The following is a 23,361-nucleotide window of genomic DNA, read 5'->3' on the forward strand; positions in this document are numbered from 1 at the left end:
GGCAATTTTCGACGCACTCGCGCGGCATATTTTCCCTGACATTTATCAAGAATGGTTCCACGCCTTCATTTGCACAATAGGCGCATCGCCCGTAAACCACGACGACCGTGGCTCCGGCATGTTGTCACCAAGGAGCAAACACCATGGCAAAAACCAACGCAGACATTGAACACTGGGATGTCGAGAATGAGGAATTCTGGGAACGGGAAGGCAAGAAAGTTGCGTCCCGCAACCTGTGGATATCCATACCCAGCCTATTGATGGGCTTCGCCATCTGGCTGATGTGGGGCATGATTACCACCCAGATGGCCAACCTGGGCTTTTCATTCTCTACGGATCAGCTTTTCCAGTTAACGGCAGTGGCCGGCCTTGCAGGGGCTACCCTACGTATTCCCGCCTCGTTCATGATCAAGATCGCCGGCGGCCGTAACACCATCTTCCTGACCACCGCACTGCTTATGATTCCGGCTTTCGGTACCGGTGTCGCCCTGATGAATCCGGACACTCCGTTCATCGTATTCCAGGCACTGGCACTGCTGTCCGGTATCGGTGGTGGTAACTTTGCCTGTTCCATGAGCAACATCAGCTCGTTCTACCCGAAGAGCAAGCAAGGTTATGGCCTGGGCATGAATGCCGGCCTGGGTAACTTCGGCGTAACCACCATGCAAATCCTGATTCCGCTGGTGATGACAGTTGGCGTCTTCGGTGCCCTCGCCGGCGGGCCGCTGGAACTTCAAAGCGCCAGCGGTACCCTGATCGGCCGGATTGAGGCAGGTACCGAAACCTGGATTCAGAACGCAGGCTTCATCTGGCTGGTCTTCCTGATCCCACTCGCCTTTGCCGGCTGGTTTGGCATGAACAACCTGAAAGTTGTCACTCCGAATCCAGGCTCCCCCATTTCCGCGTTCGGCAAGATTCTCGGGCTGTATGGCGTTGGTATCCTGGCGTCCATCGTTGGCGTCTGGGCGCTGTCGATCATGAGCATGTGGGTTGCCTTGCCCCTGACCATCGTTCTCACTGTGGTGCTTCTGCGCCTGATTCCGGGTGACATCAAGCCCAACATCAAAAACCAGTTCGCCATCTTCAGCAACAAGCACACCTGGTCCATGACGGTGCTGTATATCCTAACGTTCGGCTCATTCATCGGTTTCTCCGCCGCCTTGCCGCTGTCTATCAGCATTATTTTCGGCAACATGATGGAAGTGGCCGCCGACGGCACGGTTACCCGGGTAAGCAATCCCGACGGCCCCAGCGCCCTGACCTGGGCCTGGATGGGCCCCTTTGTTGGCGCTCTGATTCGCCCGGTTGGCGGCTGGATTTCTGACAAGATGGGCGGTTCTATTGTTACCCAGATCATCTCTGTGATCATGGTGGTCGCGTCCGTTGCTACCGGCTATGTGATGATGCTGGCCTACAACTCAACGGATCCCAACGCTTACTTCCCACTGTTCCTGGGGCTGTTCATTCTACTGTTTGCCGCCTCCGGCATCGGTAACGGTTCGACCTTCCGCAGCATTGGCTTTATCTTCAATCAGCAGCAGAAGGGCCCGGTTTTGGGCTGGACCTCAGCAGTTGCCGCCTACGGTGCGTTCATCGCTCCGATTGTGATGGGCCAGCAAATCAAGGCCGGTACACCAGAGATCGCCATGTACGGTTTTGCCGTATTCTATGCCGTATGCTTGGTGGTTAACTGGTGGTTCTACCTGCGCAAAAACGCCTACATCAAAAACCCGTAATTGCACCAACCAACGCGTTAGACCTCTGCTTGCCGGCCCCACAAGGGCCGGCTTTTTTGTGCCCAGACATCCTGCGGTCAAGCGCTGGAACCCGGACCAACAACGCCCACCTGAAGCCTCTGACGAGCGCCTCCAGCATCGCAAAACCGCCCCCCACCCCCCCTACACACCTCAAAAACACACGACCAGCGCAGTCGCACCGCCCTCTGGAAACCATGGCAGACCATCACCACATCCAGTCCATCCAACCGTTGATCAAAATGCAGAGTCGCTCGAAAAACCCTGACCATCCGTTTATCACAAGCACAAAAAAGCCCGCCAGGATTGCTCCGTGGCGGGCTTGGCTTGCTCCAGCTCTAAGGCGTTACTTTGCCCCAAGCAGTGCCGCTCTCTGGCGCTCTTCCTCTTCAATCTGGAGATCCACAGAAGACACATGGTACTCATCAGAAAACGCGCTCTCAGGCTCCTTCAGCCAGAGGATACACAGCACCCAGCTGATGAACGCCCCGGCAGAGATAATGAAGAAGAACTGAGACGGTGTTACGAAGGTGAAGATGGTGAGGTAGACCACCGCCCCGACGTTACCGTAGGCCCCCGCCATACCAGATATCTGCCCGGTCAGCCGGCGCTTAATGGACGGAATGATGCCGAAGGTGGCACCTTCTGCACCCTGCACGAAGAACGAGGTGAATACGGTGATTCCCACGGCGATGATCAGCGGCCAGTTGGAGTTTAGCAGCCCCATCAGCGCAAAGCCCAGGCCAATACCGAACATATAGCTGAGCATGACAAACCGGCGATTGCCCATAAGGTCAGACACCAGACCACCCATCGGGCGCGCCAGCAGGTTAACGAAGGCAAAGGAAGCCGCGATCAGACCCGCCGCAGTGGCACTCAGGCTCCAGGTTTCCTCGAAGAACATCGGCAGCATGGAGACCACCGCCAGCTCGGCACCAAAGTTGGCGAAGTAGGTACTGTTCAGGGCAGCCACGCTGCTGAACGGGTATTTGTCGTCTTCCGGAACACCTTTTTTAAGGATGGGAATGTTCACCCGCAGAATCTGGATGATCTGATAGCAAACAATGGCGAAGATGACTGCGTAGCAGATAGCGGCACCCATGGGGCTCAAGTAGCCCAGGTTCTGGATACGCCACACCAGGATGGCCAGCACGCCGATCAGCGGAATGGTCCACAGGATGAGCTTGACCAAGTCACCCCAGCTGCTCACTTCCATGGCAGACGCCTTGCGCGGCTTGCGGTGCACAGTGCCTTCCGGGCCGTCAGTAATAGCGAACCAGTACCAGACACCGTAACCGGCCATCACGATGGCGCTCTGGGCAATCGCCCAACGCCAGCCGTCATCGCCACCGTACATGGTGATGGCGATGGTCGGCAGAGACATCGCCGCAGCCGCAGAACCAAAGTTACCCCAGCCGGCGTAGAAGCCCTCGGCGAAGCCGATGTCCTTCGGCTTGAACCACATGGCGGTCATGTGGATACCGACCACAAAGCTGGCACCGATGGAGCTCAGCACCAGACGGCTGATCAGCAGCTGGGCCATGGTGTTACCAAAGGCAAACACCAGGGCGGGAATGGCCATCACCACCATCAGCACCGAGAACACGCGGCGTGGCCCAAACCGGTCCAGAGCCATGCCGACGATAATTCGGGCAGGAATCGTCAACGCCACGTTACAGATGGCGAACAGGCGTAGATCGTCTTTGGTCAGCCAATCGACGCTTTTGAGCATACTGGATGCCAGGGGCGCCATATTGAACCAGACATAAAAGGTAATAAAGAAAGCAATCCAGGTCAGGTGCAGGGCCCTGATCTCCGGATTGCGGACGCGGAAGACGTCAGCGACTTTCATTTTGAGCCTCCGGGGCTAGCAACGAGGGGAACAGATAATCCCAGCCACTTCAGCGGCTGGGCAGAATCAGGAGCGGGCACTGGACACGGCGGGCCAGAAACGAGCTGACGCTGCCGAAGGTCATGTAGTCCAGTTCATCCACGAAATAGGTCAGGGAACGAGCGATAAAGCCGCCATCAGGCTCATGGCTGTGGCGGGCCAGTACCAGCATGTCGGGCCGTACTTTCTTCTCGGCTGCAAACAGCAGCATCTTGCGGGCATCGCCATCCAGCAGCATGGTTTCTGTTTCCACGCCCTGGCTCTGGCACACTTCCAGTGCCTCCTTGAGGTGGCCCTTGAGCTCACTCACCTCTTCCTGGAACAGGTCTTCGTTACTGGATGTGATATCCCGGGGATTTTCTGCCACCGCCACCAGAGTCAGCCTGGGCGACAGTGCGCGAAACATGGTGATGGTCTGGGCCAGGGCCAGCCTGGCGTTTCTGGAACCATCGTAGGCAATCATGATGTTCATGGGGTTCTCCGAGGCATTTGCTGCCGGCGGCACCCGGCAGGACTTTGACTTTCCTCAGCATTACCCCACAGCGCGCGGGCCCCATAATTGACGTACATCAAGAGGTTCTGCGGGTACCCCACCAGAGAAACCCCGCAGCTATCCCCTTCCGCGTTATAGCCCCAGAACCCCTACCACCACTGCACCCAGCAGGAGGTACCTCCAATGCACCAGAAGCCAAACCAACATATTTGATATGGTTTACCTGAAGCCATTCACCCTGTTCGAGAGCGGCCATGACCACCACTCCGACACCCAAAGACCAGTACCGGGCGCTGGGTTTATCCACCTTTGCGTTCACCCTCTGCTTTGCGGTCTGGACCATCTTTTCCATCATCGGCATCCGTATCAGCGAAGAGCTGGGCCTGAGTGACACACAGCTTGGCCTGTTGATGGCCACCCCAATCCTGACCGGCTCTATCAGCCGCCTGTTTCTGGGCATCTGGACAGACCGTTACGGTGGGCGCTGGGTATTCGGCATTTTGATGCTGACGACGGCAGCCTGTGTTTACCTGCTGACCTTTGCCACCACCTACCCCATGATGCTGCTTGGCGCCCTGGGCGTGGGCTTGGCCGGCGGCGCGTTTATCGTGGGGGTAGCCTACACCGCTGCCTGGTTCGAGCCCTCCAGGCAGGGCACAGCACTGGGTATTTTCGGGGCGGGCAACGTGGGGTCTGCGGTCACCAATTTTGGAGCGCCTTTCTTACTGATTGCCTTCGGCTGGGAAAAAACCGCCCAGATCTACGCCCTGGTACTGGCGCTGATGGGTGTGTTTTTTATTGTGTTCGCAAAAACGGACCCGCTGGCACAGGCGCGGGCTAACGCTGAGCAAAAATCCTTTGCCGAGCAGATGGCACCGCTGAAAGAACTCAGGGTCTGGCGTTTCGCGCTCTACTACTTCTTTGTGTTTGGCGCCTTTGTCGCGCTTGCGCTCTGGCTGCCCCATTACCTGATCGGCGTTTATGGGCTGAATATCCAGACCGCCGGCATGATCGCCGCCATGTACACGGTACCCGCCTCCCTGTTCCGCATTCTTGGCGGCTGGCTGTCTGATCGCTATGGTGCCCGCAGGGTGATGTACTGGACCTTCATTGCCTCGGTGGTCTGCACCTTCCTGCTCAGCTATCCGCCAACGGAATACGTTATCCACGGCATCGACGGCGACATCCGATTCAGTTTCGAGATCACTCTGGCGGTGTTCGTTGTGCTGACCTTTGTGCTCGGTTTTTTCATGTCTTTAGGCAAGGCAGCTGTGTATAAACACATTCCTGTGTACTACCCTATGCACGTTGGCGCGGTGGGTGGCGTGGTCGGTATGATTGGCGGGATCGGCGGCTTCCTGTTGCCACTGGCGTTCGGTGTGCTGAACGACATGACCGGCATCTGGCAAAGCAGCTTTATGCTGATGTTCATGATTGTCGCCACTGCCCTGGCCTGGATGCACTATGCGATTCGCAAGGCTGAAAGGGCCGAGTGGGCCGCCCATGAAGAACGCACAGACCTGCCGGAACTGGCCTCGCCGCAACTGTTCTACCCACTCAGCCGGCAGCACCAGGAGGCACCGCTGGTGAAGCCACCACCACAGCCCTGACAACGAGAGACCTTACCCATGGCCAAGTGGCTGGTAAAAACCGAACCTTCGGAGTGCAGTATTGACGACTTTGCCGCCAAGTCCGGCGGCAGCATCCCTTGGGACGGCGTGCGTAACTACCAGGCGCGCAATTTCATGGCACAGATGGCGGAGGGTGATGAGGTGTTTATCTATCACTCAAGCTGCAAGCATATTGGTATTGCCGGCATCGTGACCGTCACCCGGAGCGCTTACCCAGACCCTAGTCAGTTTGACCCGGAATCGCCCTACCACGACAGCAAAAGCACGCCGGAGAAACCCCGCTGGCAGGCAGTGGATATGGCTTTTGAACGTAAACTTCCGCGCCTGATCCCCCTTGATGAGCTGAAATCACTGCCGGGACTGGACAACCTGCCACTGGTCAAAAAAGGCAGCAGGTTGTCGGTGATGCCGGTCAGTGATGAAGAGTGGCAGATTATTCTGCAACAGGTGGCTTAACCACCTTTTGCCCAGAATGACCGGCACTTACTCATCGTGAGGAATTGGATCGGGGCTTCTGTCCCAGCCCACCAGGGCGAGCGTCGCCACAACCCCCAGCAACAAGCCTTGCCAGGGTTCAAAGAACGCCAGCGCCGCGCCAATCAGCACCACAGTGCCCCGTGATGCATTATCCCGGGGTATCGACATGGCGATGTAGGCACAGGCAAAGCCGGTGAGCACCAGGGTCAGGGACAACGCCACGCCCAGCAGGGGCTTGAGCCCGGTCAGTAATGGCAGCAGGAAGTATATGAATGGCAGGCCCATCAGGTAATAAGATGCCAGCCCACTATGCAGGCTGTTCATGGACTTGGGCCCCTGCTTCCAGCGTTGGACCACGATAACGTGCACGCCGGTCCACACCGCGCCCTGGGTCGGGAAGAACGGTGCCACAATACCCATGATGGCGTTGCGGATGGACAGGGAAAAGTGGGTACGGTTGAGGTTGATGTCGATGTGCTCGTCCTTGCGGACTTTCAGGCCTTCCCGCAGCACTTCGTTACCGGTGACCAGGTCACCGAACAGGATGATATAGGCAATCAGGGCCAGCGGAATACTCTGGATGATCATCTCTCGTGACGGCCAGCCATTGACCAGTGGCGATGCCTTGGCCAACGCCTCTCCCAACGGCGGCACCACAAAGCCCCATTGGATATCAAAGCTCACCTCACCCACCAGCGGCCCGATAATCGCGGCTGCCAGAAAGCCCGGCAACAGCCCCAGCGCACCCAGGATGAAGAAGAACCGGCTTCGTGCCTTGAGCTTTTGCATTGGCACCGAGAAAGTGAAAATCAGACAGATGGCGCAGGCCAACCCGGTGGCAATTGGCTGCTCCAGCAGGAAACGCTCGGCGTCGTCCACGAAGACTCGCTTGAGCGCGGCGATGGAGGCGCCCAGGATAATGCCCGCTTTCAGGGTGTCAGGCAGCCAGATAATGAAGCGCCGCCCCAAGCCAGTAATGCCCAGCATCAGAACCAGAGCGGCAAACACCAGGCTTAGGGCGGTCATGGCCTGAAACCGGCTGACCGGATCGTCGTAGCCACCGATCACAAATGCAAGAATTAACGGCAAGGCAGGCGTAATCCAACCGCCCGCGTAGGGTTCGCCAAAAACGATGACTGCCGAAGCTATCAAGGAAGCATGAATCATGGAAAGCGCAACCGCCTCCTCAAAACTCAAACCGAAGAAGGCTGTCATCACCGGTATCAAAGCCAGGCCGGTCGCCGCAGAGACAAAGAGCCCCTGCAGAAACTCCGACCAGCATAACCGGGTATGGTAGAACGGCACGCGCAAGGTAAACGGGCCCCAGCGCCAGCCGGCTAACTCAGGTCTTTCTGCCATGGGAAGTCACTCTCTTGTATTTGTTGTGAGTCACCTGATTATGGAAACCCTTTCCTCATAGCACGAATGAATAATTCTGATCATGTGAAATAAGCACTGTTTATAAAATGCATGCATCCCCCACAGGCCAATGCTGATCAACATTCAGGCTACCCAATACCCTCTTAGCGCTTTAGAATCCGGCTCCTCGCGAATTTTCTGGAGCCTTTGTTTGCCATGTCGTCCGAACTAAGCCCTGTTTCCGGTTTTGAACAACTGCGCCGCATTGAGTCCAGCAAACTCTTTCAGGGCGCGGTTATTGCCATCATTATTCTTTCAGCACTGACCATCGGTGCCAAAACCTACGATGTCCCGCCACTGGTGGAGCGAAGCCTGAGCGTTCTGGACAACGCCATCACCCTGTTTTTCCTGGTGGAGATCCTGTTCCGCTTTGGTGTCTGCCAGAACAAGAAACGCTTTCTGTTCGATGGCTGGAACCTGTTTGATACCCTGGTGGTGATCGGCAGCCTGATTCCGCTGGATAACGCCGAAGCGGTGCTGCTCGGCCGCCTGCTAAGAGTGTTCCGGGTGCTTCGACTGGTATCGGTGGTGCCTGAGCTGCGTTTTTTGATCAACTCTCTGCTCAAAGCCATTCCCCGCATGGGCTACATCGCCCTGCTGATGTTCATCATCTTTTACATCTATGCGGCCATGGGCTCCATGTTCTTTGCCGATATTGACGAGTTCTTGTGGGGGGATGTATCCATCGCCATGCTCACCCTGTTCCGGGTCGCGACCTTTGAAGACTGGACTGACGTGATGTACGACACAATGGAGGTCTACCCGTTAAGCTGGATTTACTACCTCACCTTTATATTCCTGACGGCGTTTGTGTTTCTGAACATGATGATCGGAGCAATACTGGAAGTGATGGGCGAAGAGCAGAACGCCAAGGAAGCCGAGAAAGCCCACGACGAGCGAGACGAGATCGCCCGCCAGCTCCAGGCTGTTCAACAGCAGCTCCAGGAGCTGACCAGGCAGATCAGCGAGAGGAAATAGGCGTTTTAGCCAAAGAACGGTTTGGCCATGGCCAGGTGAAGAATCGCGAGCACCTGGGCCAGGGCCAGAATAGAGGCGACAATTCGCACCGGCTTGGCCACGGTGGTTTTCAAGGCAAACACGCCGGCAATAATGTAACCGACCAGCAGCACAATCTTGGCAATCAGCCAGCCCGGCATCGCGTGAATGTAGCCGACCACGAACAACAGGGAAATGGCGGACACCAGCAAAATGGTGTCGTTGATGTGGGGAATAAACCGCATCGGGGTTTGCCGCCAGCCCGGTCGACCCGCCGCATCAAGAACCAACCGCAGGGCGAACAGAATAATCGTCAGGTAGGCGGTGGCCATGTGCAGCATCTTCAGCAATACGTAGGCACTCATAGAACATTCCTTTCCTAATCAAAATGATGCCCGCATTGTACGCAAAATACCCCCAAGCAGGTATGGTTTCTCAACCTCATCAGCTTTAACATATACTGCATATACATGTATTTGGGAGATTAGTTATGCAGTCCATTCCAGCCTCTCCTGAGCGCGCCTCCGCCAGCGTCAGCCAGCTCTTCAGTTACCCATTCCGGATTTTCTTCCTGTCTATGACCGTACTGGCCATTGTCGCCATCCCCCTTTGGGTGCTGGAAGTGACCGGTACGGTACGACTGCCCCTGGCTATGCCCGGCCTGTTCTGGCATCAGCATGAAATGCTGTTCGGTTTCCTGTCGGCGGCTATCGCGGGCTTTCTGCTGACGGCGGTATGTGTCTGGACCCAAACCGAACGCACCCATGGCTCACTGCTGGTGGGTCTCTGGGGCGTCTGGCTGGCTGGCCGCTTGCTCCTGGCCTTTGGTGGCAACCTGCCGGAATGGCTGGTGCAGGGCGTCAACCTCGCCTTCCTGCCGCTGGTGATGATCGATGCCGGCTGGCGTGTCTGGAAAGCCCGGCAGAAACGGCAGGTGATGATTCTGGTGGTACTGGGGCTGCTCTGGCTGATGCAGATCGGCTTTGTGACCCGGCTGGATATGTCCTTCAGCTATGGCGCGCTGATTATGGCCATGGCCCTGATCAGCATCATTGGCGGCCGCATCACGCCAGCCTTCTCCGCCGGCTGGCTGCGCCAGCGAGGCGGCAACGCCGAGGCCGTCAAAATGATTCCGGCCCTGGATATGGCCACGCTGTTCTCTATGATCCTGCTGATGGCCTCGCTGGTAACCGGGTGGCAAACCGTAACTGCCGTACTGGCGCTGGTGGCTGCCGGGTTGATGCTGGCTCGCCTGGCGAACTGGAAAGGCTGGCTGGTACGCAGTGAACCTTTGCTGTGGATCCTGCACCTGTCCATTCTCTGGGTCCCGGTGGCCCTATTGCTGCTCGCCGGGTCTTTGCTGGCAGGCTGGCCAAGCAATGCCTGGACCCACGCAGCGGGTACCGGCGCCGTTGGTTGCCTGATTCTGGGGGTAATCGCCCGGGTGTCCCTCGGCCACACCGGCCGCCCATTGGTTCTGCCCAAGGGTATGGTGCTGGCTTTTGTGGCGGTTCAACTGGCAGCGGTTATTCGAGTTGTCACGGCATTTGATGTCATCCCCTGGCACCCTGGCATCGGCACCAGCACAGCCCTGTGGGTGATCGCTTATCTCATTTTCCTGGTCCGCTACACCGGTGTGTTAGCCAGCCCCAGGGCCGATGGCCGAGAGGGGTAAATAGATTCAAACCGGGCTCGCGCCCGGCGGAAACGGTCCGCCGGGAAATGTATGCTGATGCCTTCCAGGGCGGCCATCAGCATTTCCATATGGGCATCCCACCCGGCACAGGCAATAGGAACCAGCTCATCATCTGGCAGCAGCAGGGTCAACGTCAGCCGTGTGCTGCCCTCCTCAGGCTCAAGGCGCCACTCCAGCGGCCGCTCCGGCGCATCCCCGGCGCTCCAGGAGTATGCCAGTAAACGGTTTGGTTCACAGGCAGTAATCTGGCAGTCAATGGGCGTGCCACTGTTACCGAAATCCAGCTGCACCCGGCCACCGCGCCTTGCTTCCAACATGCCTGGCGCCAGCCACTGGGCCAGGCAGACAGAATCTGTCAGCATCCTCCACACTGCTTCGGGTGAGTGGTCAAGAGCCCGCACAAGCGTGGCAGCAATCCGGCCGTTCATCGGTGTTAACTGGCCATCAATGGTTTCCTGATCCATCTTGTCACCCCCTTTACAAGCCCGGTTTTCTGTAACCAGGCTGTCAACTGAAAGCAAAGCCCATAGGCGCGACCAAAGTAGCAAGCCGCCCGTGCGAGTACCTTGATGACCATCAAAACAGGATTTTTGCGAACTATTTCCAAACTATGGGGAACTTCACGCCGACTATCATCCACTAAAGGTCAATAGCTCTTCTGGCGATAGGCGCTAAAGTAGAAGAAATGATTCTGCAACAGAGACACAGGCAATATGTATCCTGATCACTTTGACAAAGAAGACCTGATCCGCTGCGGTCACGGCGAATTGTTCCCGGGCGACATGCGCCTGCCCATTGATGAAATGCTGATGGTAGACCGCATTACCCACATTGCGGCAGACGACGGTGAATTCGGCAAAGGCAGCCTGGTGGCCGAACTGGACATCAACCCGGACCTCTGGTTCTTCAAAGTGCATTTTCAGGGTGACCCGGTGATGCCCGGCTGCCTGGGCCTGGATGCCATGTGGCAGCTGGTGGGGTTCTTTCTGGCCTGGACCGGCGGCGAAGGCAAAGGCCGCGCCCTGGGTGCCGGCGAAGTGAAATTCTTTGGCCAGGTGTTGCCGACCAACAAAAAGGTTACTTACCGCCTGGACATTAAACGCCTCATCCGCCGTAAGCTGACCATGGCAATTGCGGATGCCCGTATGGAAGTCGACGGCCGGGAAATCTACACCGCCAAAGACCTTCGGGTTGGCCTGTTCACATCTACTGATGACTTTTAGGAGTTAGCACGATGCGTCGCGTTGTTGTAACCGGCATGGGGATTGTCTCCAGCCTCGGAACCAACCAGAAAGAAGTAGCCCAGTCCCTTCGGGAATCCCGCTCCGGCATCGCCTTCAGCGAAGAGGCCAGGGACAACGGCTTGCGCAGCCACGTTGCCGGCAAGATCGACCTGAACCTGTCGGAACTGATTGACCGCAAAATCTGGCGCTTTATGTCCCCGGCGGCCGGCTATTGCTACCTGTCAGCCAAAGAAGCCATCGAGCAGGCAGGCCTGACCGACGAACAGATTCGCGCCAACAGCACCGGCGCAGTGTTTGGTACCGGCGGTGCCTCTACCGTAGAGCTTCTGGACGCCATCGACACCCATCGCGACAAAGGCATTCGCCGCGTTGGCCCTTATCGGGTACCCCGCACCATGGGTAGCGCGATCAACGCCTCCATTACCACCGCCTTTGGCATTACCGGCATCAACTACGGCATCACCTCTGCCTGCGCCACCAGTGCCCACTGCATTGGCCACGCAGCAGACCAGATCGCCCTCGGCCGCCAGGAAGTCATGCTCGCCGGTGGCGGTGAAGACATTCACTGGACCCTGAGCCTGATGTTCGACGCCATGGGTGCTCTATCCACCAAGTACAACGACACACCGGAACAGGCCTCACGCACCTACGATGCGGATCGCGACGGCTTTGTTATTTCAGGCGGTGGCGGTGCTTTGGTACTGGAATCCCTGGAGCACGCAGAAGCCCGCGGCGCGACAATTCTCGCGGAACTGGTTGGCTTTGGTGCCACCTCAGACGGCGCCGATATGGTCGCCCCGAGCGGTGAAGGTGCAGTTCGCTGCATGAAGCAGGCCATGGCGCAGGCTGGCGGTGAGATCAAATACATCAATACCCACGGCACCAGCACCCCGGCCGGTGACATCACCGAGCTGAAAGCTCTGAAGGACACCTTTGGCGACAAGATCCCGCCACTGAGTTCCACCAAGCCCCTGTGCGGCCATGCTCTGGGTGCCGCTGGCGTGCACGAAGCCATCTACACCCTGATCATGCAAAGGGAAGGTTTTATTGCCCCGTCTGCCAACATCCAGAACCTGGACGAAGGCGCCGAAGGCTACCCCATCGTTCGGGAACGCCAGGACAACCAGAACCTGGACCTGGTGATGAGCAACAGCTTCGGCTTCGGCGGCACCAACGCCACCCTGATTTTCAAGAAAGTCTGATCAGGACAGCCTGAGCGAGCGATATTCAGCCGGCGGAGTGCCCATCCAGCGCTTGAACGCCCGGCTGAATGCGCTGAGTTCCGAAAAACCAAGCTGCTCGGCAATCTCCACCAGCGGCTTGGTCTTATCCTTCATATAGGTGATGGCCTGTTCGCGGCGCACCTGCTCCAGCAGCGACGCAAACGTCAGCCCCTCTTGCCGCAGCTTCTTGTGCAACGTGTAGCGGCTCATATTCAGCTGCCCTGCCACCGTCTCCACACCCACCTTGCCACGCGCCAACTGAAGCCGGATCAGCACACTGACCCGATTACTCAACGAACGCTTTGAAACCTCAGGCCCCAGAGGCTCCGATGCCATGCCAATTCCCCCTGCCATTCTGTTTTAATCCACTGTGAAAGTTTGTCAGCGTACACATGTTAGCCGAGATCAATCAATACGACCTTTGAGCAAGATCAATGGCGATGCACTCAGTTTAGGGCAAAATCCACATTTTTCATGATGCCCTTCCTGCAACCACTGATTACCAGAACCACCCGGAGCCCCCATGACCACCCCGGAACTGCTCGCGCCCGCCGGCACCCCCGAACACCTTGAAACCGCCTTCGCCTATGGCGCCGATGCCGTCTATGCCGGCCAACCACGGTACTCGCTGAGAGTAAGGAACAACAGTTTCAAAGACATTGCAGCCCTTGGCGCGGGCATTGAACGGGCTCACGAACTGGGCAAACAGTTCTACCTGGTCTCCAACATTGCCCCCCATAACGACAAGGTGCGCAGCTACCTGCGAGACCTGGCGCCGGTGTTGGAGCATAAGCCCGACGCCCTGATCATGTCCGACCCGGGCCTGATCATGCTGGTACGGGAACACTGGCCGGACCAACCGATCCATCTTTCAGTCCAGGCCAACGCCGTCAACTGGGCCACCGTCGAATTCTGGCGCCGCCAGGGCATCAACCGGGTGATCCTGTCCCGGGAACTGGCCCTGAACGAAATCCGCGAGATCCGTGAAAAAGTCCCCGAAATGGAACTCGAAGTCTTCGTACACGGCGCGTTATGCATGGCCTACTCCGGCCGCTGCCTGCTGTCCGGCTACATGAACCACCGCGACGCCAACCAGGGCGCCTGCACCAACGCCTGCCGCTGGAACTACAAACCGGTACAACACAGCCACGACCAGACCGGCGACCTGATCGCCACCTCCGCCGACGCCGTGGAAACCTTCGAACCGAAAGAAATCCTCCTGGAAGAACCCAACCGCCCCGGCGGCTTCATCCCCGCGTACGAGGATGAACACGGCACCTACATCATGAACTCCAAAGACCTCCGCGCCGTCCAGCACGTCGCCGAACTGGTCAACATGGGCGTCCACTCCCTGAAAATCGAAGGCCGAACCAAAAGCACCTACTACGTCGCCCGCACCACCCAGGTCTACCGCCAGGCCATCAACGACGCCCTCGCCGGCAAACCCTTCGACATGCACATGATGAACGAACTCGAAGCCCTCTCGAACCGCGGCTACACCGAAGGCTTCCTCCGCCGCCACGTACCCCAGGAATACCAGACCTACGAACAGGGCTCCTCCTACCTCGGCACCCAGCAGGTCGTAGGCACCATTACCGATGCGGATGACCGATGGCTCACCATCGACGTCAAAAACAGATTCGCCCCCGGCGACCAACTCGAACTCATCACACCCGCCGGCAACCTGCGCTTCAGCGCCGACACCATGGAAAACCGCCACGGCGAAACCATGGACTACGCCCCCGGCAGCGGTCACATCGTTAAAATCCCCAAGCCAGATAACTTGCCGGAGAAGCTGGACTTCACTTACCTGACCAAGATTTTCCCTGATAGCCCAGCGAGTTAAAGGCAAGCGTAGTGGCGATCCGAATAATGTCGACGGAGTCGGGCGGGTAGGGCCTCCCAAAACCTTGCGGAGCCATGGGTGGAGCGCGGAAGCGCTTCACGGGCTGGCCATGGATGGCCTGCCCCGGACTCCAAGCGCGACGCAGGAGCGATTAGCGCTTGGAGGCGGAGCAGAGCGTACAAGGACGTATTCACAGCGTGTTTTGGGAGGCCCTACCCGCCCGACTCCCTGCACCATAAAAGAAGGCCAGGAGCGCCACTCTCCAGCACCAAAGTCTATCAAGGCAATAACCGCCCCCCCCCCTTAGTGCCCCGAGGGCCGATTAAGGTATAATCCCTACACAACCGATTTAATACCTGACTAAATTACTCTGGTATTGTATAATCGCTCGCCAGAAGCAACGGGAAACCGGCCTAAATGCCCAACCCCGTCATCCAAAAACCGATTGCAGGGCGTACTCAAGGACACGAGCGACCACTGCAACGCCAGCAAACAGATGACATCCGCCGACACCACCCAGCCAAAGGTATGCTCGGCGAAACACAGGGCACCATGCCCAAGATGAGAGAATTACGGAGCGACGATCATGGCGACCACCGACAACGAGGTGAAAGAGCTGATCAAACGGGAATACGAGCACGGATTCGTCACTGAAATTGAATCCGACACCTTCGAACCCGGCCTCAATGAAGATGTAATCCGCCGCCTGTCTGAAATCAAACAGGAACCGGAGTTCATGCTCGAATGGCGCCTGAAAGCCTACCGTCGCTGGCTGGAAATGGACGAGCCCGAATGGGCCCACGTGGATTTCCCGAAAGTGGACTACGATTCCATCTCCTATTATTCGGCGCCCAAGAAAAAAGAAGACATGCCCCAGAGCCTGGACGACGTTGATCCGGAGCTGCTGCGCACCTACGAAAAACTGGGCATCCCCCTGCACGAGCGGGCCAAACTGGCCGGCGTTGCGGTTGACGCCGTCTTCGATTCCGTGTCTGTGGCCACCACTTTCAAGGAACCGCTGGAAAAAGCGGGCGTGATCTTCTGCCCCATCTCCGAAGCGGTACAGAAGTATCCGGACCTGGTGAAAAAATACCTGGGCAGCGTTGTCCCGGCTGGCGACAACTACTTCGCCGCCCTCAACTCCGCCGTGTTCTCCGATGGCTCGTTCGTATACATCCCGAAGGGCGTTCGCTGCCCCATGGAACTGTCCACCTACTTCCGGATTAACGCCGCCAACACCGGCCAGTTCGAACGCACCCTGATCATCGCCGAAGAAGGCAGCTACGTGAGCTACCTGGAAGGCTGCACCGCCCCCATGCGGGACGAAAACCAGCTGCACGCAGCAGTGGTAGAACTGGTCGCCCTGGACGACGCCCAGATCAAATACTCCACCGTACAGAACTGGTACCCGGGTGACGAAAACGGCAAAGGCGGCATCTACAACTTCGTGACCAAGCGCGGCGCCTGCATCGGCAAGAACTCCAAGATCTCCTGGACCCAGGTAGAAACCGGCTCCGCCATCACCTGGAAATACCCGAGCTGTGTGCTGCGTGGTGAGAACAGCGTCGGCGAGTTCTACTCCGTCGCCCTCACCCACAACTACCAGCAGGCCGACACCGGCACCAAGATGATCCACCTTGGCAAGAACACCAAGAGCACCATCATCTCCAAGGGCATCTCCGCCGGCCGCAGCTCCAACGCTTACCGCGGCCTGGTAAAATTCGGCCCGGGCGCGGAAGGTGCCCGTAACTTTACCCAGTGTGACTCGCTGCTGATCGGCGACCGCTGCGGCGCCCACACCTTCCCGTACATCGAAAGCAAGAACAAATCGGCCATCGTGGAGCACGAAGCCACCACCTCCAAGGTCAGCGACGAGCAGATGTTCCTGTGCCGTCAGCGCGGTATCGACCCGGAGCAGGCAGTGTCCATGATCGTGAACGGTTTCTGTAAGGAAGTGTTCAAGGAGTTGCCGATGGAGTTCGCCGTGGAAGCCGGCAAGCTGCTGGAAGTCAGCCTTGAAGGCTCCGTTGGTTAATTTTCACTACAGAATTTCGGAATACAGAGAGAAGCGTACAAATGCTGAGCATCAAAAACCTGCACGCCTCCGTTGAGGGCAAAGAAATCCTCAAAGGCATCAACCTGGAGATCAAAGCCGGGGAAGTTCACGCCATCATGGGCCCGAACGGTTCCGGTAAGAGTACCCTGTCACAGGTTCTGGCAGGCAACGACGCATTTGAAGTCACCAGCGGCGAAGTCACCCTCAACGGCGACAACCTGCTGGACCTGGAAACCGAAGAGCGCGCCCGCGAAGGCATCTTCCTGGCATTCCAGTACCCGGTGGAAATCCCCGGCGTCAGCAACCTTCAGTTCCTGCGCACCGCCGTGAACGCCATGCGCAAGCACAAGGGCGAAGAAGAAATGAACGCCGCCGAGTTCATGAAGTTGGCCAAGGAAGTCTCCAAACAGGTAGACCTTGACCCGGCGTTCCTGAAGCGCGGCGTGAATGAAGGCTTCTCCGGCGGCGAGAAAAAGCGTAACGAAATCATGCAGGCGCTGCTGCTGCAGCCGAAACTGGCCATTCTGGACGAAACCGACTCTGGCCTGGACATCGACGCCCTGCAAGTCGTCTCCAACGGCGTAAACGCCTTGCGCGCCGAAGACCGCGCCATCCTTATGGTCACCCACTACCAGCGCCTGCTGAACCACATTGTGCCTGACTACGTGCACGTGCTGGCCGGCGGCAAAATCGTTAAATCCGGCGGCCGCGAACTGGCCCTTGAGCTGGAAGAACGGGGCTACGGCTGGCTGGGCATTAAAGACGAAGACGCCAGCAACTGATCAGGAGGTCGCGGAATGAAATCAGCACCCACGCTTTCCAGCGCCTTCCTGCACCCGGCCGGGCAATCTTTGCCGGAGCCGTTGCTGGCGCTGCGTAAACAACGGGCCAGCGCACTGGTGGACATGCCACTGCCGACCCGAAAAACCGAGAACTGGAAGTATTCCAGCAAGTACCTGAAGCTGGCCGACGATATGGCCATCTCGTTGCCCGCTGAAGGCAAAGGCGGCAACAGCCTCGCGGTGCCGGGTTACAAGGTTGTTTTTAATAACGGTGTAATGATCCCGGAAGCCAGTGAGTATCCGGACCTGAACGGCATCATCATCCAGAGTTTCAGTGACCTGGATGAAGACGATGCCAAGGCGGTGTCACTGCAATTAGGCAGCACCCTGGACCACGATCAGGCGCAGTTTGCCCGCGTGAACGGCGCCCGTTTTGAGGACGGCCTGTTGATTCGCCTGAAGCCAGGTGCCGTGCTCGACCAGCCGCTGTTTGTGATCCATGAAACCACCGCTGATGCCAGTGGTTCGGCCTATCCGCGCATCTACGTGGAAGCCGGCGCCAACAGCCAGATGACGCTGGTGGAAGAATACATTTCCAGTGGTGACGCAAGCGCCCTGGTTAACACCGTTACCGAATTCAACCTGGCCGATGGCGCCAACATCACCAGCATTCGCCTGAACATGGAAGGCGAAAACGTTCAGCACATTGGCGCTACCGGCGTTCTGCAGCAACGCAGCTCCCGGTTCGAAAGCCACTGCGTGGGCTTCGGCGGCCCGTTGCGTCGGCACGACCTGCAGGTTCGCCTGGAAGGTGAAGGGGCCGAAACCAAGCTTAATGGTGTGGTGGTTACCCAAGGCAAACAGCATTACGACAACCACACATCCATTGACCATGTGGCTGCCCACTGCAACAGCGAAGAGACCTACCGCAATATTGCTGCGGACCAATCCCACGCTATCTTCAACGGCCGGATTCATATCCACCAGGACGCCCAGAAGTCCAACGCGGATATGAACAACAAAAACCTGCTGCTGTCTAACGGTGCAGAGATTGATACAAAGCCGGAATTGGAGATCTATGCGGACGACGTCAAGTGCGCACACGGCGCCACCATTGGCCAGCTGGATGAAACCTCGGTGTTCTATCTGGTATCCCGCGGCATTGGCCGCCGGCAGGCCAACGTGTTGTTGACCATGGCGTTTATCAACGAGCTGGTGCAGCAGATTCCGGTGGAAGCCGTGCGCGAAACTGCCCAGGCGCGGCTCAACGATTTCTTTGAGCAAACCTTTCAGGAGGCCTGAGGGCATGACTGACCTGTCCGTGGTAAAGAACACCAACTCCCCGGCGTTTGATGTAGAAGCCATCCGCCGAGACTTCCCGATCCTGGCACAGGAAATCAACGGGAAGCCGCTGGTGTATCTGGACAACGGCGCTTCGGCCCAGAAGCCGCAGGCGGTGTTGGATGCCATGGATCGCTATTACCGGGAAATGCACTCGAACGTGCACCGGGGCGCCCATACCCTGGGGGACCGCGCCACAACGGCTTTTGAAGGTGCCCGGGAAATCGTGCGGCACTTCCTGAATGCCCCCAGCACCAAAGAGATCATCTGGACCCGGGGCACCACCGAAGCCATCAACCTGGTAGCCAATGGCCTGGCTCCGCGCCTGAAATCCGGCGATGAGATCCTGGTCAGTCATATGGAACATCACGCTAACATCGTGCCCTGGCAGATGATCGCCGAGCGCACCGGTGCCAAAGTGGTGCCTGTGCAGGTTACCCCCGATGGCGAGCTTGACCTTGATTCATTCAACAGCCTGCTGAACGAGCGCACCCGAGTATTGGCCCTTACCCACGTATCCAACGTGCTGGGCACAGTAAACCCGGTGGCGCCACTGATCGAACAGGCGAAGAAACAGGGCGTGGTCACCCTGATTGACGGCGCCCAGGCCGTGCCCCACTTCAAGCCGGATGTGCAGGCGCTGGGTTGCGATTTCTACGTGTTTTCATCCCACAAACTGTTCGGCCCCACCGGCATCGGTGTGCTGTATGGCCGTGCAGAGCTGCTGGAAGAAATGCCTCCTTATCAGGGTGGAGGCGAGATGATTGAGCGGGTGTCGTTCGAGCGCACCACCTGGAACGTTCTGCCCTACAAGTTTGAAGCTGGCACCCCGGCGATCGCCGAGGCCGTGGGCCTCGCGGCCGCGATAGACTACCTGGACGGGCTGGACCGCCAGGCCATGGAAGCGGCAGAAAATGCCCTGCTTATACGAGCCAACGAGCTGGTTGAGACAGTTCCGGGCATGGAGATTATCGGCACCGCGAGGCAGAAAGTACCGGTAATGTCCTTCAAGATTGCCGGCCTGCACCCAAGCGACATCGGCACCCTGCTGGACCAGCAAGGCATTGCCATCCGCACGGGTCACCACTGCGCGATGCCATTGATGGATTTCTACGGAGTACCCGGTACAGCCCGGGCTTCATTTGCGTTCTACAATACGCTGGAAGAGGTCGAGAAACTGTTTACCGGCCTGCAAAAGATCCAGCGCCTGTTTGCCTGAGGAGGTGGAAACATGTCAGCCGAAGTCTTCACCCCAAATGATGTGAACGTGACCATGACTCCGACGGCGGTCAAACACGTTCGCAAACAACTGGATAAAAAACCGGAAGCCAAGGGCATTCGCCTGGCCATCAAAAAGAGTGGCTGCTCCGGCTTCAAGTATGAAACCCAGTGGGTGGAAACCCCGGAATCCGACGACCGTATTTTTACCATCGACGGCGTGGATGTATTCGTAAAGCAGGAACACCTGCCCCTGGTAAACGGCATTGAAATCGACTTTGTTACCGAGGGCGTGAACTCCCTGTTCCGCTTCCGCAACCCCAACGCGACAGCGGAGTGTGGTTGTGGCGAGAGTTTTACGGTGGCATAAACAGAGGTCTTACAGAGCATGCAAGAACGGGAAGTTGTTCTAACCAAGCGCGAAGTGGAGGCCCGGCTGGTGCCTTCCGGTACGGAAATCATGATTCCGTCGGACACCTTCGTGACCATCACTCAGTCCCTCGGTGGCACCTTTACCGTCGCGGTGAACGGCAACCTGGCTCGCATTGAAGGTCACGACGCAGACGCCTTGGGCAAACAGCCCCTGGAAAGCAGCTTTGAGACCCCGGAAGACGGCACCATCAACGAAAACCAGGTGTGGGAAGCCTTGCGCAACTGCTACGACCCGGAAATCCCGGTGAACGTGGTGGACCTGGGCCTGATCTACAACTGCAAAATCGAGAACGGCACCGAAGACGGCAACCACATTCACATCACCATGACCCTCACCGCCGCTGGCTGCGGCATGGGCCCCGTCATCACCAACGATGTGCAAACCAAGGTGGAGCATGTCCCCAACGTCGATAAGGTAACGGTTGAGCTGACCTTTGATCCGCCCTGGAACAACGATATGCTCACCGACGAAGCCAAACTCGAACTGGGAATGCTATGACCGCCAGCAAGGAACAATTTCTCGACAACCCTCTGGGGGTAAAAACCACCCTGGAAGACGTTCTGGATGCCTTTGAGTTTCTGGACGACTGGGAAGAGCGCTACGCCTACATCGTGGACCTGGGCAAACAGTTGCCGGCGTTCCCGGATGACGAGCGGACAGAAGAGAATTATGTGCATGGCTGCCAGAGCCAGGTGTGGCTGGTTCACCATCACGATGAGGACAGCGGCAAACTGTTCCTGCTGATCGACTCAGACGCCATCATCGTGCGCGGTCTGGCGGCCATTATTCTGGTAGCCCTGAACGGCAAGACACCGCGAGAGTTGTTGGCCACCGACATCGATGAACTGTTTGAACAACTGGACCTGTTCCGCCATATCTCCCCGACACGGGGTAACGGCCTGCGGGCTATGGTCGGGAAGATCCGGGACATCGCGGCGGCCGAAGCCGCCTGATCTCACCAGATTATAGCAATATCGTCCCTCTGGATATTCGCCTGGCCACCGGTCACCGGCAGGCGACCGGTGCTGAAATCCGGGTGGACGTTATCCAGGGTAATGGACACCTTCGCATCCGTCAGCTCGGGTGTACCATCCAGTGAATCGAAATAACGCTGACTACGGTAGATATTGAGCTCGTCGCCCGGCCGCAATCCGGCTGTCGCGCCGGAAGCCAGGGTCACACGATTGCTCTCCACACGGGTCACCCGGGCCATGAACGGTTGGCACGCCAACGCACTGTTAACGGCTACAGCCATATCATCAATCACGCCAGTCACCGCCTGCCCCCACTCCGATTTTTCAAAGCCGGCCGAAGCAAAGCCACCAGTGCCTGCGCCTTTCGGATCCCAGCGAGCAGAGGTTTCAAAGCGCTGACGAAACACCGGGGAACCGCTGAAGCCATCGAACACCATCACTTCTGCTTCAAACCGGCGACTGGTATCCACCAGCCCGATCCCCCGCTGCATTCGGTTCACGATGGAACTGCCCCAGGCATTAGGGTCAGCCACACCGATATCCCTGATGACGCCAGACACCACAAACTGCGCGCCGAGCTCCCGGGCCAGTTGGACCACATTGGTCAGATGATTCGCCGCCAGATTCTGGCGCGAGGTCGGGGCGTCTGGCAAATCGCTGAAAAGTTGCAACGAGGTAGAGCCCAACACCTGCATTCTGCCCTGGGACTGCAGGCGGGCAATCAGTGCCTGCGGCAGTTTCTCGCCGGCATCATCAAGCCCCGGGTTACCTCCCTGCTGTGGCCGGACAATCGGAAATCCTGTCACCGCAACTCGCTTGCGCAGCCCGGAGGCTTCCCCGGCCTTACAGCTTTCGGTACCGGAAGCATCCGCCATCTCGGCCCGCACCACCACCCGCAAAAGGTTGCCGCTGCGGTATTCATCCACGATGGTGGCGTTACGTAACTGGGCGGTGGCCGAAAGCCGCGTTCGGGACTGGGTCAGCTCACCGTTTTCAAGCGTATCCTGGGTGCTTACGCTGGCCTCATACTGCAAGGCGAGATCACGCATGGCCGCCTGCCGGGCCTCGGCGCGGGCCTGGTCCAGATTGTTCTCCCGGATATTGGCATGGCCCACCCCCTCAAGCACGGCGGCACTGACCACGCCCGAGCAGGCCCACAGCAACAATAGAACAATGGCTTTCATACTTCTCCCGCATTCCGCCAGGGCATCAGCGGATTAATCCAGATAATAGAGTGACTGGGTGCGCCGGGTTTCCACATCCCCTACCCGGTCGTTCTGACGCGGCATGGGGATCATACATTGATCCCGAACCTGATCATCCACCACCTGTGAAACGCACTCGCGAAACCTTGGTTCCAGCTTGAGCTCCATCACTGTCTCAATCACACCATCGCTGTGCTCGTTCACCGCCACCATCCGTGCACCGCGTATATAACTGTCTACATAGGTGCGGAAGTTGTCATTGTTAACGACAAAATCATTCACCGTGGAGCTGCCGTAAATCACCGTACCGTATACCCGCTCAGCCAGGTTCCGATAGGCATCCAGCTGCGAAGCACGCCTGGCCATCAACCGCTTTCGAGGATTTATGCGGTCCTCACGAACATCCTGGTAGGTGCCAAAACCACTGACCCGAACGGTGATGGGTTCAAATTCGGTACGGGTATCCTGCGAGCTGTTCTGATAACTGCCCACCGGCGCGCAGGCTGCCAATGTAAAAACCAGAACAGGCACGAGAGTCCATCGCAGTGTCATTATCTTGTCTCCGGAAAACACTTTTGCAGTATCCATGAAAAAATCACGCCAGCATCAGCAACCCAATGATGTTACTTGCTTTTTCAAAAACAACGATCTTTCTCCCTTGGGAAAGCGGCAACAGTCTGCC

23 protein-coding genes are annotated in these 23,361 nt (G+C 57.8%); 15 read left to right on the top strand and 8 right to left on the bottom strand.

The window, feature by feature from the left end; all coding sequences use genetic code 11:
• Positions 1–143 precede the first annotated feature (143 nt).
• Positions 144–1,736 carry an MFS transporter gene (locus QUE75_RS16065; protein ID WP_286251735.1) on the top strand — a complete coding sequence of 531 codons (1,593 nt, stop codon included), beginning with the start codon at positions 144–146 and terminating at the stop codon, positions 1,734–1,736.
• 364 nt (positions 1,737–2,100) lie between these two features.
• Here the strand turns inward: QUE75_RS16065 and QUE75_RS16070 are convergent, their stop codons facing one another.
• Together QUE75_RS16070 and QUE75_RS16075 are read right to left on the bottom strand one after the other, a co-directional pair.
• Positions 2,101–3,606 carry an MFS transporter gene (locus QUE75_RS16070; RefSeq protein WP_286251737.1) on the bottom strand — a complete coding sequence of 502 codons (1,506 nt, stop codon included), beginning with the start codon at positions 3,604–3,606 and terminating at the stop codon, positions 2,101–2,103.
• 49 nt (positions 3,607–3,655) lie between these two features.
• Positions 3,656–4,117 carry a universal stress protein gene (locus tag QUE75_RS16075; protein ID WP_286251738.1) on the bottom strand — a complete coding sequence of 154 codons (462 nt, stop codon included), beginning with the start codon at positions 4,115–4,117 and terminating at the stop codon, positions 3,656–3,658.
• Positions 4,118–4,392: 275 nt separating this feature from the next.
• Here QUE75_RS16075 and QUE75_RS16080 point away from each other — a divergent pair, with 275 nt between their 5' ends.
• Both QUE75_RS16080 and QUE75_RS16085 read left to right on the top strand, forming a co-directional pair.
• Entirely contained in the window at positions 4,393–5,748 is a 1,356-nt protein-coding gene (locus tag QUE75_RS16080) for an MFS transporter (protein ID WP_286251740.1), read from the top strand.
• A gap of 18 nt (positions 5,749–5,766) precedes the next feature.
• Complete coding sequence (locus tag QUE75_RS16085; RefSeq protein ID WP_230715799.1) at positions 5,767–6,225, top strand: EVE domain-containing protein; 459 nt, start codon at positions 5,767–5,769, stop codon at positions 6,223–6,225.
• Between the two features lie 27 nt (positions 6,226–6,252).
• Here the strand turns inward: QUE75_RS16085 and QUE75_RS16090 are convergent, their stop codons facing one another.
• Positions 6,253–7,605 carry a hypothetical protein gene (locus QUE75_RS16090; protein ID WP_286251745.1) on the bottom strand — a complete coding sequence of 451 codons (1,353 nt, stop codon included), beginning with the start codon at positions 7,603–7,605 and terminating at the stop codon, positions 6,253–6,255.
• Between the two features lie 216 nt (positions 7,606–7,821).
• Here QUE75_RS16090 and QUE75_RS16095 point away from each other — a divergent pair, with 216 nt between their 5' ends.
• Positions 7,822–8,643, top strand: a complete 822-nt coding sequence (locus QUE75_RS16095) for an ion transporter (RefSeq protein WP_106694665.1) — start codon at positions 7,822–7,824, stop codon at positions 8,641–8,643.
• 5 nt (positions 8,644–8,648) lie between these two features.
• Here QUE75_RS16095 and QUE75_RS16100 read toward each other — a convergent pair whose 3' ends face one another.
• A complete protein-coding gene (locus QUE75_RS16100; protein ID WP_286251749.1) occupies positions 8,649–9,026 on the bottom strand; it encodes a SirB2 family protein in 378 nt (125 codons plus the stop codon).
• Positions 9,027–9,151: 125 nt separating this feature from the next.
• On the opposite strand from QUE75_RS16100, the gene QUE75_RS16105 reads away from it, so the two are divergent.
• Positions 9,152–10,336, top strand: coding sequence for an NnrS family protein (locus QUE75_RS16105; RefSeq protein WP_286251751.1), 1,185 nt, complete (start codon positions 9,152–9,154; stop codon positions 10,334–10,336).
• Here QUE75_RS16105 and QUE75_RS16110 read toward each other — a convergent pair.
• Entirely contained in the window at positions 10,288–10,821 is a 534-nt protein-coding gene (locus QUE75_RS16110; protein WP_138435443.1) for an SRPBCC family protein, read from the bottom strand. The genes QUE75_RS16105 and QUE75_RS16110 overlap by 49 nt on opposite strands.
• A 249-nt stretch (positions 10,822–11,070) precedes the next feature.
• On the opposite strand from QUE75_RS16110, the gene fabA reads away from it, so the two are divergent.
• Together fabA and fabB are read left to right on the top strand one after the other, a co-directional pair.
• Positions 11,071–11,580 carry a bifunctional 3-hydroxydecanoyl-ACP dehydratase/trans-2-decenoyl-ACP isomerase gene (gene fabA, locus QUE75_RS16115; protein ID WP_061332961.1) on the top strand — a complete coding sequence of 170 codons (510 nt, stop codon included), beginning with the start codon at positions 11,071–11,073 and terminating at the stop codon, positions 11,578–11,580.
• A gap of 11 nt (positions 11,581–11,591) precedes the next feature.
• Positions 11,592–12,803 carry a beta-ketoacyl-ACP synthase I gene (fabB, locus tag QUE75_RS16120; protein ID WP_152439004.1) on the top strand — a complete coding sequence of 404 codons (1,212 nt, stop codon included), beginning with the start codon at positions 11,592–11,594 and terminating at the stop codon, positions 12,801–12,803.
• Here the strand turns inward: fabB and QUE75_RS16125 are convergent, their stop codons facing one another.
• On the bottom strand, positions 12,804–13,160 hold the full coding sequence (locus QUE75_RS16125) for a helix-turn-helix domain-containing protein (protein WP_072676369.1): 357 nt from the start codon (positions 13,158–13,160) through the stop codon (positions 12,804–12,806).
• Positions 13,161–13,347: 187 nt separating this feature from the next.
• Between QUE75_RS16125 and trhP the strand changes: the two genes are divergently transcribed.
• The 8 genes from trhP to QUE75_RS16165 all read left to right on the top strand — a co-directional run bounded on the left by trhP (position 13,348) and on the right by QUE75_RS16165 (position 21,453).
• Positions 13,348–14,670 carry a prephenate-dependent tRNA uridine(34) hydroxylase TrhP gene (trhP, locus tag QUE75_RS16130; RefSeq protein ID WP_286251758.1) on the top strand — a complete coding sequence of 441 codons (1,323 nt, stop codon included), beginning with the start codon at positions 13,348–13,350 and terminating at the stop codon, positions 14,668–14,670.
• Positions 14,671–15,256: 586 nt separating this feature from the next.
• Positions 15,257–16,705: a Fe-S cluster assembly protein SufB gene (sufB, locus tag QUE75_RS16135; protein WP_286251760.1), complete on the top strand. Its 1,449-nt coding sequence runs from the start codon at positions 15,257–15,259 to the stop codon at positions 16,703–16,705.
• A gap of 41 nt (positions 16,706–16,746) precedes the next feature.
• Positions 16,747–17,508, top strand: coding sequence for a Fe-S cluster assembly ATPase SufC (sufC, locus tag QUE75_RS16140; RefSeq protein ID WP_286251761.1), 762 nt, complete (start codon positions 16,747–16,749; stop codon positions 17,506–17,508).
• A 15-nt stretch (positions 17,509–17,523) separates the two neighbouring features.
• On the top strand, positions 17,524–18,810 hold the full coding sequence (gene sufD / locus QUE75_RS16145) for a Fe-S cluster assembly protein SufD (protein ID WP_138435446.1): 1,287 nt from the start codon (positions 17,524–17,526) through the stop codon (positions 18,808–18,810).
• 4 nt (positions 18,811–18,814) lie between these two features.
• Positions 18,815–20,068 carry an aminotransferase class V-fold PLP-dependent enzyme gene (locus tag QUE75_RS16150; RefSeq protein ID WP_286251764.1) on the top strand — a complete coding sequence of 418 codons (1,254 nt, stop codon included), beginning with the start codon at positions 18,815–18,817 and terminating at the stop codon, positions 20,066–20,068.
• Positions 20,069–20,080: 12 nt separating this feature from the next.
• A complete protein-coding gene (locus tag QUE75_RS16155) occupies positions 20,081–20,437 on the top strand; it encodes a HesB/IscA family protein (RefSeq protein WP_061332969.1) in 357 nt (118 codons plus the stop codon).
• An 18-nt stretch (positions 20,438–20,455) separates the two neighbouring features.
• The gene (gene sufT / locus QUE75_RS16160; protein WP_152439009.1) at positions 20,456–20,998 is read left to right on the top strand and encodes a putative Fe-S cluster assembly protein SufT; all 543 of its coding nucleotides are present in this window, start codon (positions 20,456–20,458) and stop codon (positions 20,996–20,998) included.
• Entirely contained in the window at positions 20,995–21,453 is a 459-nt protein-coding gene (locus tag QUE75_RS16165; protein WP_058090504.1) for a SufE family protein, read from the top strand. Before sufT ends, QUE75_RS16165 begins: the two co-directional genes overlap by 4 nt.
• A gap of 2 nt (positions 21,454–21,455) precedes the next feature.
• On the opposite strand, the gene QUE75_RS16170 is transcribed toward QUE75_RS16165, so the two are convergent.
• Together QUE75_RS16170 and QUE75_RS16175 are read right to left on the bottom strand one after the other, a co-directional pair.
• Positions 21,456–22,658, bottom strand: a complete 1,203-nt coding sequence (locus QUE75_RS16170) for a flagellar assembly protein T N-terminal domain-containing protein (RefSeq protein ID WP_286251767.1) — start codon at positions 22,656–22,658, stop codon at positions 21,456–21,458.
• Positions 22,659–22,691: 33 nt separating this feature from the next.
• Positions 22,692–23,231, bottom strand: a complete 540-nt coding sequence (locus tag QUE75_RS16175) for an LPP20 family lipoprotein (protein WP_286251769.1) — start codon at positions 23,229–23,231, stop codon at positions 22,692–22,694.
• Positions 23,232–23,361: the final 130 nt, after the last annotated feature.

The sequence above is a fragment of the Marinobacter shengliensis genome (assembly GCF_030297115.1).
Taxonomy (GTDB): domain Bacteria; phylum Pseudomonadota; class Gammaproteobacteria; order Pseudomonadales; family Oleiphilaceae; genus Marinobacter; species Marinobacter shengliensis.

What these genes read in the sequence shown, in the direction of transcription:
- QUE75_RS16125 (WP_072676369.1), bottom strand. Translation starts at nt 13,160, where the DNA reads ATGGCATCGGAGCCTCTGGGGCCTGAGGTTTCAAAGCGTTCGTTGAGT.
- QUE75_RS16095 (WP_106694665.1), top strand. Translation starts at nt 7,822, where the DNA reads ATGTCGTCCGAACTAAGCCCTGTTTCCGGTTTTGAACAACTGCGCCGC.
- sufC (WP_286251761.1), top strand. Translation starts at nt 16,747, where the DNA reads ATGCTGAGCATCAAAAACCTGCACGCCTCCGTTGAGGGCAAAGAAATC.
- sufT (WP_152439009.1), top strand. Translation starts at nt 20,456, where the DNA reads ATGCAAGAACGGGAAGTTGTTCTAACCAAGCGCGAAGTGGAGGCCCGG.
- QUE75_RS16105 (WP_286251751.1), top strand. Translation starts at nt 9,152, where the DNA reads ATGCAGTCCATTCCAGCCTCTCCTGAGCGCGCCTCCGCCAGCGTCAGC.
- trhP (WP_286251758.1), top strand. Translation starts at nt 13,348, where the DNA reads ATGACCACCCCGGAACTGCTCGCGCCCGCCGGCACCCCCGAACACCTT.
- QUE75_RS16070 (WP_286251737.1), bottom strand. Translation starts at nt 3,606, where the DNA reads ATGAAAGTCGCTGACGTCTTCCGCGTCCGCAATCCGGAGATCAGGGCC.
- QUE75_RS16075 (WP_286251738.1), bottom strand. Translation starts at nt 4,117, where the DNA reads ATGAACATCATGATTGCCTACGATGGTTCCAGAAACGCCAGGCTGGCC.
- QUE75_RS16085 (WP_230715799.1), top strand. Translation starts at nt 5,767, where the DNA reads ATGGCCAAGTGGCTGGTAAAAACCGAACCTTCGGAGTGCAGTATTGAC.
- QUE75_RS16175 (WP_286251769.1), bottom strand. Translation starts at nt 23,231, where the DNA reads ATGACACTGCGATGGACTCTCGTGCCTGTTCTGGTTTTTACATTGGCA.
- QUE75_RS16110 (WP_138435443.1), bottom strand. Translation starts at nt 10,821, where the DNA reads ATGGATCAGGAAACCATTGATGGCCAGTTAACACCGATGAACGGCCGG.
- QUE75_RS16080 (WP_286251740.1), top strand. Translation starts at nt 4,393, where the DNA reads ATGACCACCACTCCGACACCCAAAGACCAGTACCGGGCGCTGGGTTTA.
- fabB (WP_152439004.1), top strand. Translation starts at nt 11,592, where the DNA reads ATGCGTCGCGTTGTTGTAACCGGCATGGGGATTGTCTCCAGCCTCGGA.
- QUE75_RS16170 (WP_286251767.1), bottom strand. Translation starts at nt 22,658, where the DNA reads ATGAAAGCCATTGTTCTATTGTTGCTGTGGGCCTGCTCGGGCGTGGTC.
- sufB (WP_286251760.1), top strand. Translation starts at nt 15,257, where the DNA reads ATGGCGACCACCGACAACGAGGTGAAAGAGCTGATCAAACGGGAATAC.
- QUE75_RS16065 (WP_286251735.1), top strand. Translation starts at nt 144, where the DNA reads ATGGCAAAAACCAACGCAGACATTGAACACTGGGATGTCGAGAATGAG.
- fabA (WP_061332961.1), top strand. Translation starts at nt 11,071, where the DNA reads ATGTATCCTGATCACTTTGACAAAGAAGACCTGATCCGCTGCGGTCAC.
- QUE75_RS16090 (WP_286251745.1), bottom strand. Translation starts at nt 7,605, where the DNA reads ATGGCAGAAAGACCTGAGTTAGCCGGCTGGCGCTGGGGCCCGTTTACC.
- QUE75_RS16155 (WP_061332969.1), top strand. Translation starts at nt 20,081, where the DNA reads ATGTCAGCCGAAGTCTTCACCCCAAATGATGTGAACGTGACCATGACT.
- QUE75_RS16150 (WP_286251764.1), top strand. Translation starts at nt 18,815, where the DNA reads ATGACTGACCTGTCCGTGGTAAAGAACACCAACTCCCCGGCGTTTGAT.
- QUE75_RS16100 (WP_286251749.1), bottom strand. Translation starts at nt 9,026, where the DNA reads ATGAGTGCCTACGTATTGCTGAAGATGCTGCACATGGCCACCGCCTAC.
- QUE75_RS16165 (WP_058090504.1), top strand. Translation starts at nt 20,995, where the DNA reads ATGACCGCCAGCAAGGAACAATTTCTCGACAACCCTCTGGGGGTAAAA.
- sufD (WP_138435446.1), top strand. Translation starts at nt 17,524, where the DNA reads ATGAAATCAGCACCCACGCTTTCCAGCGCCTTCCTGCACCCGGCCGGG.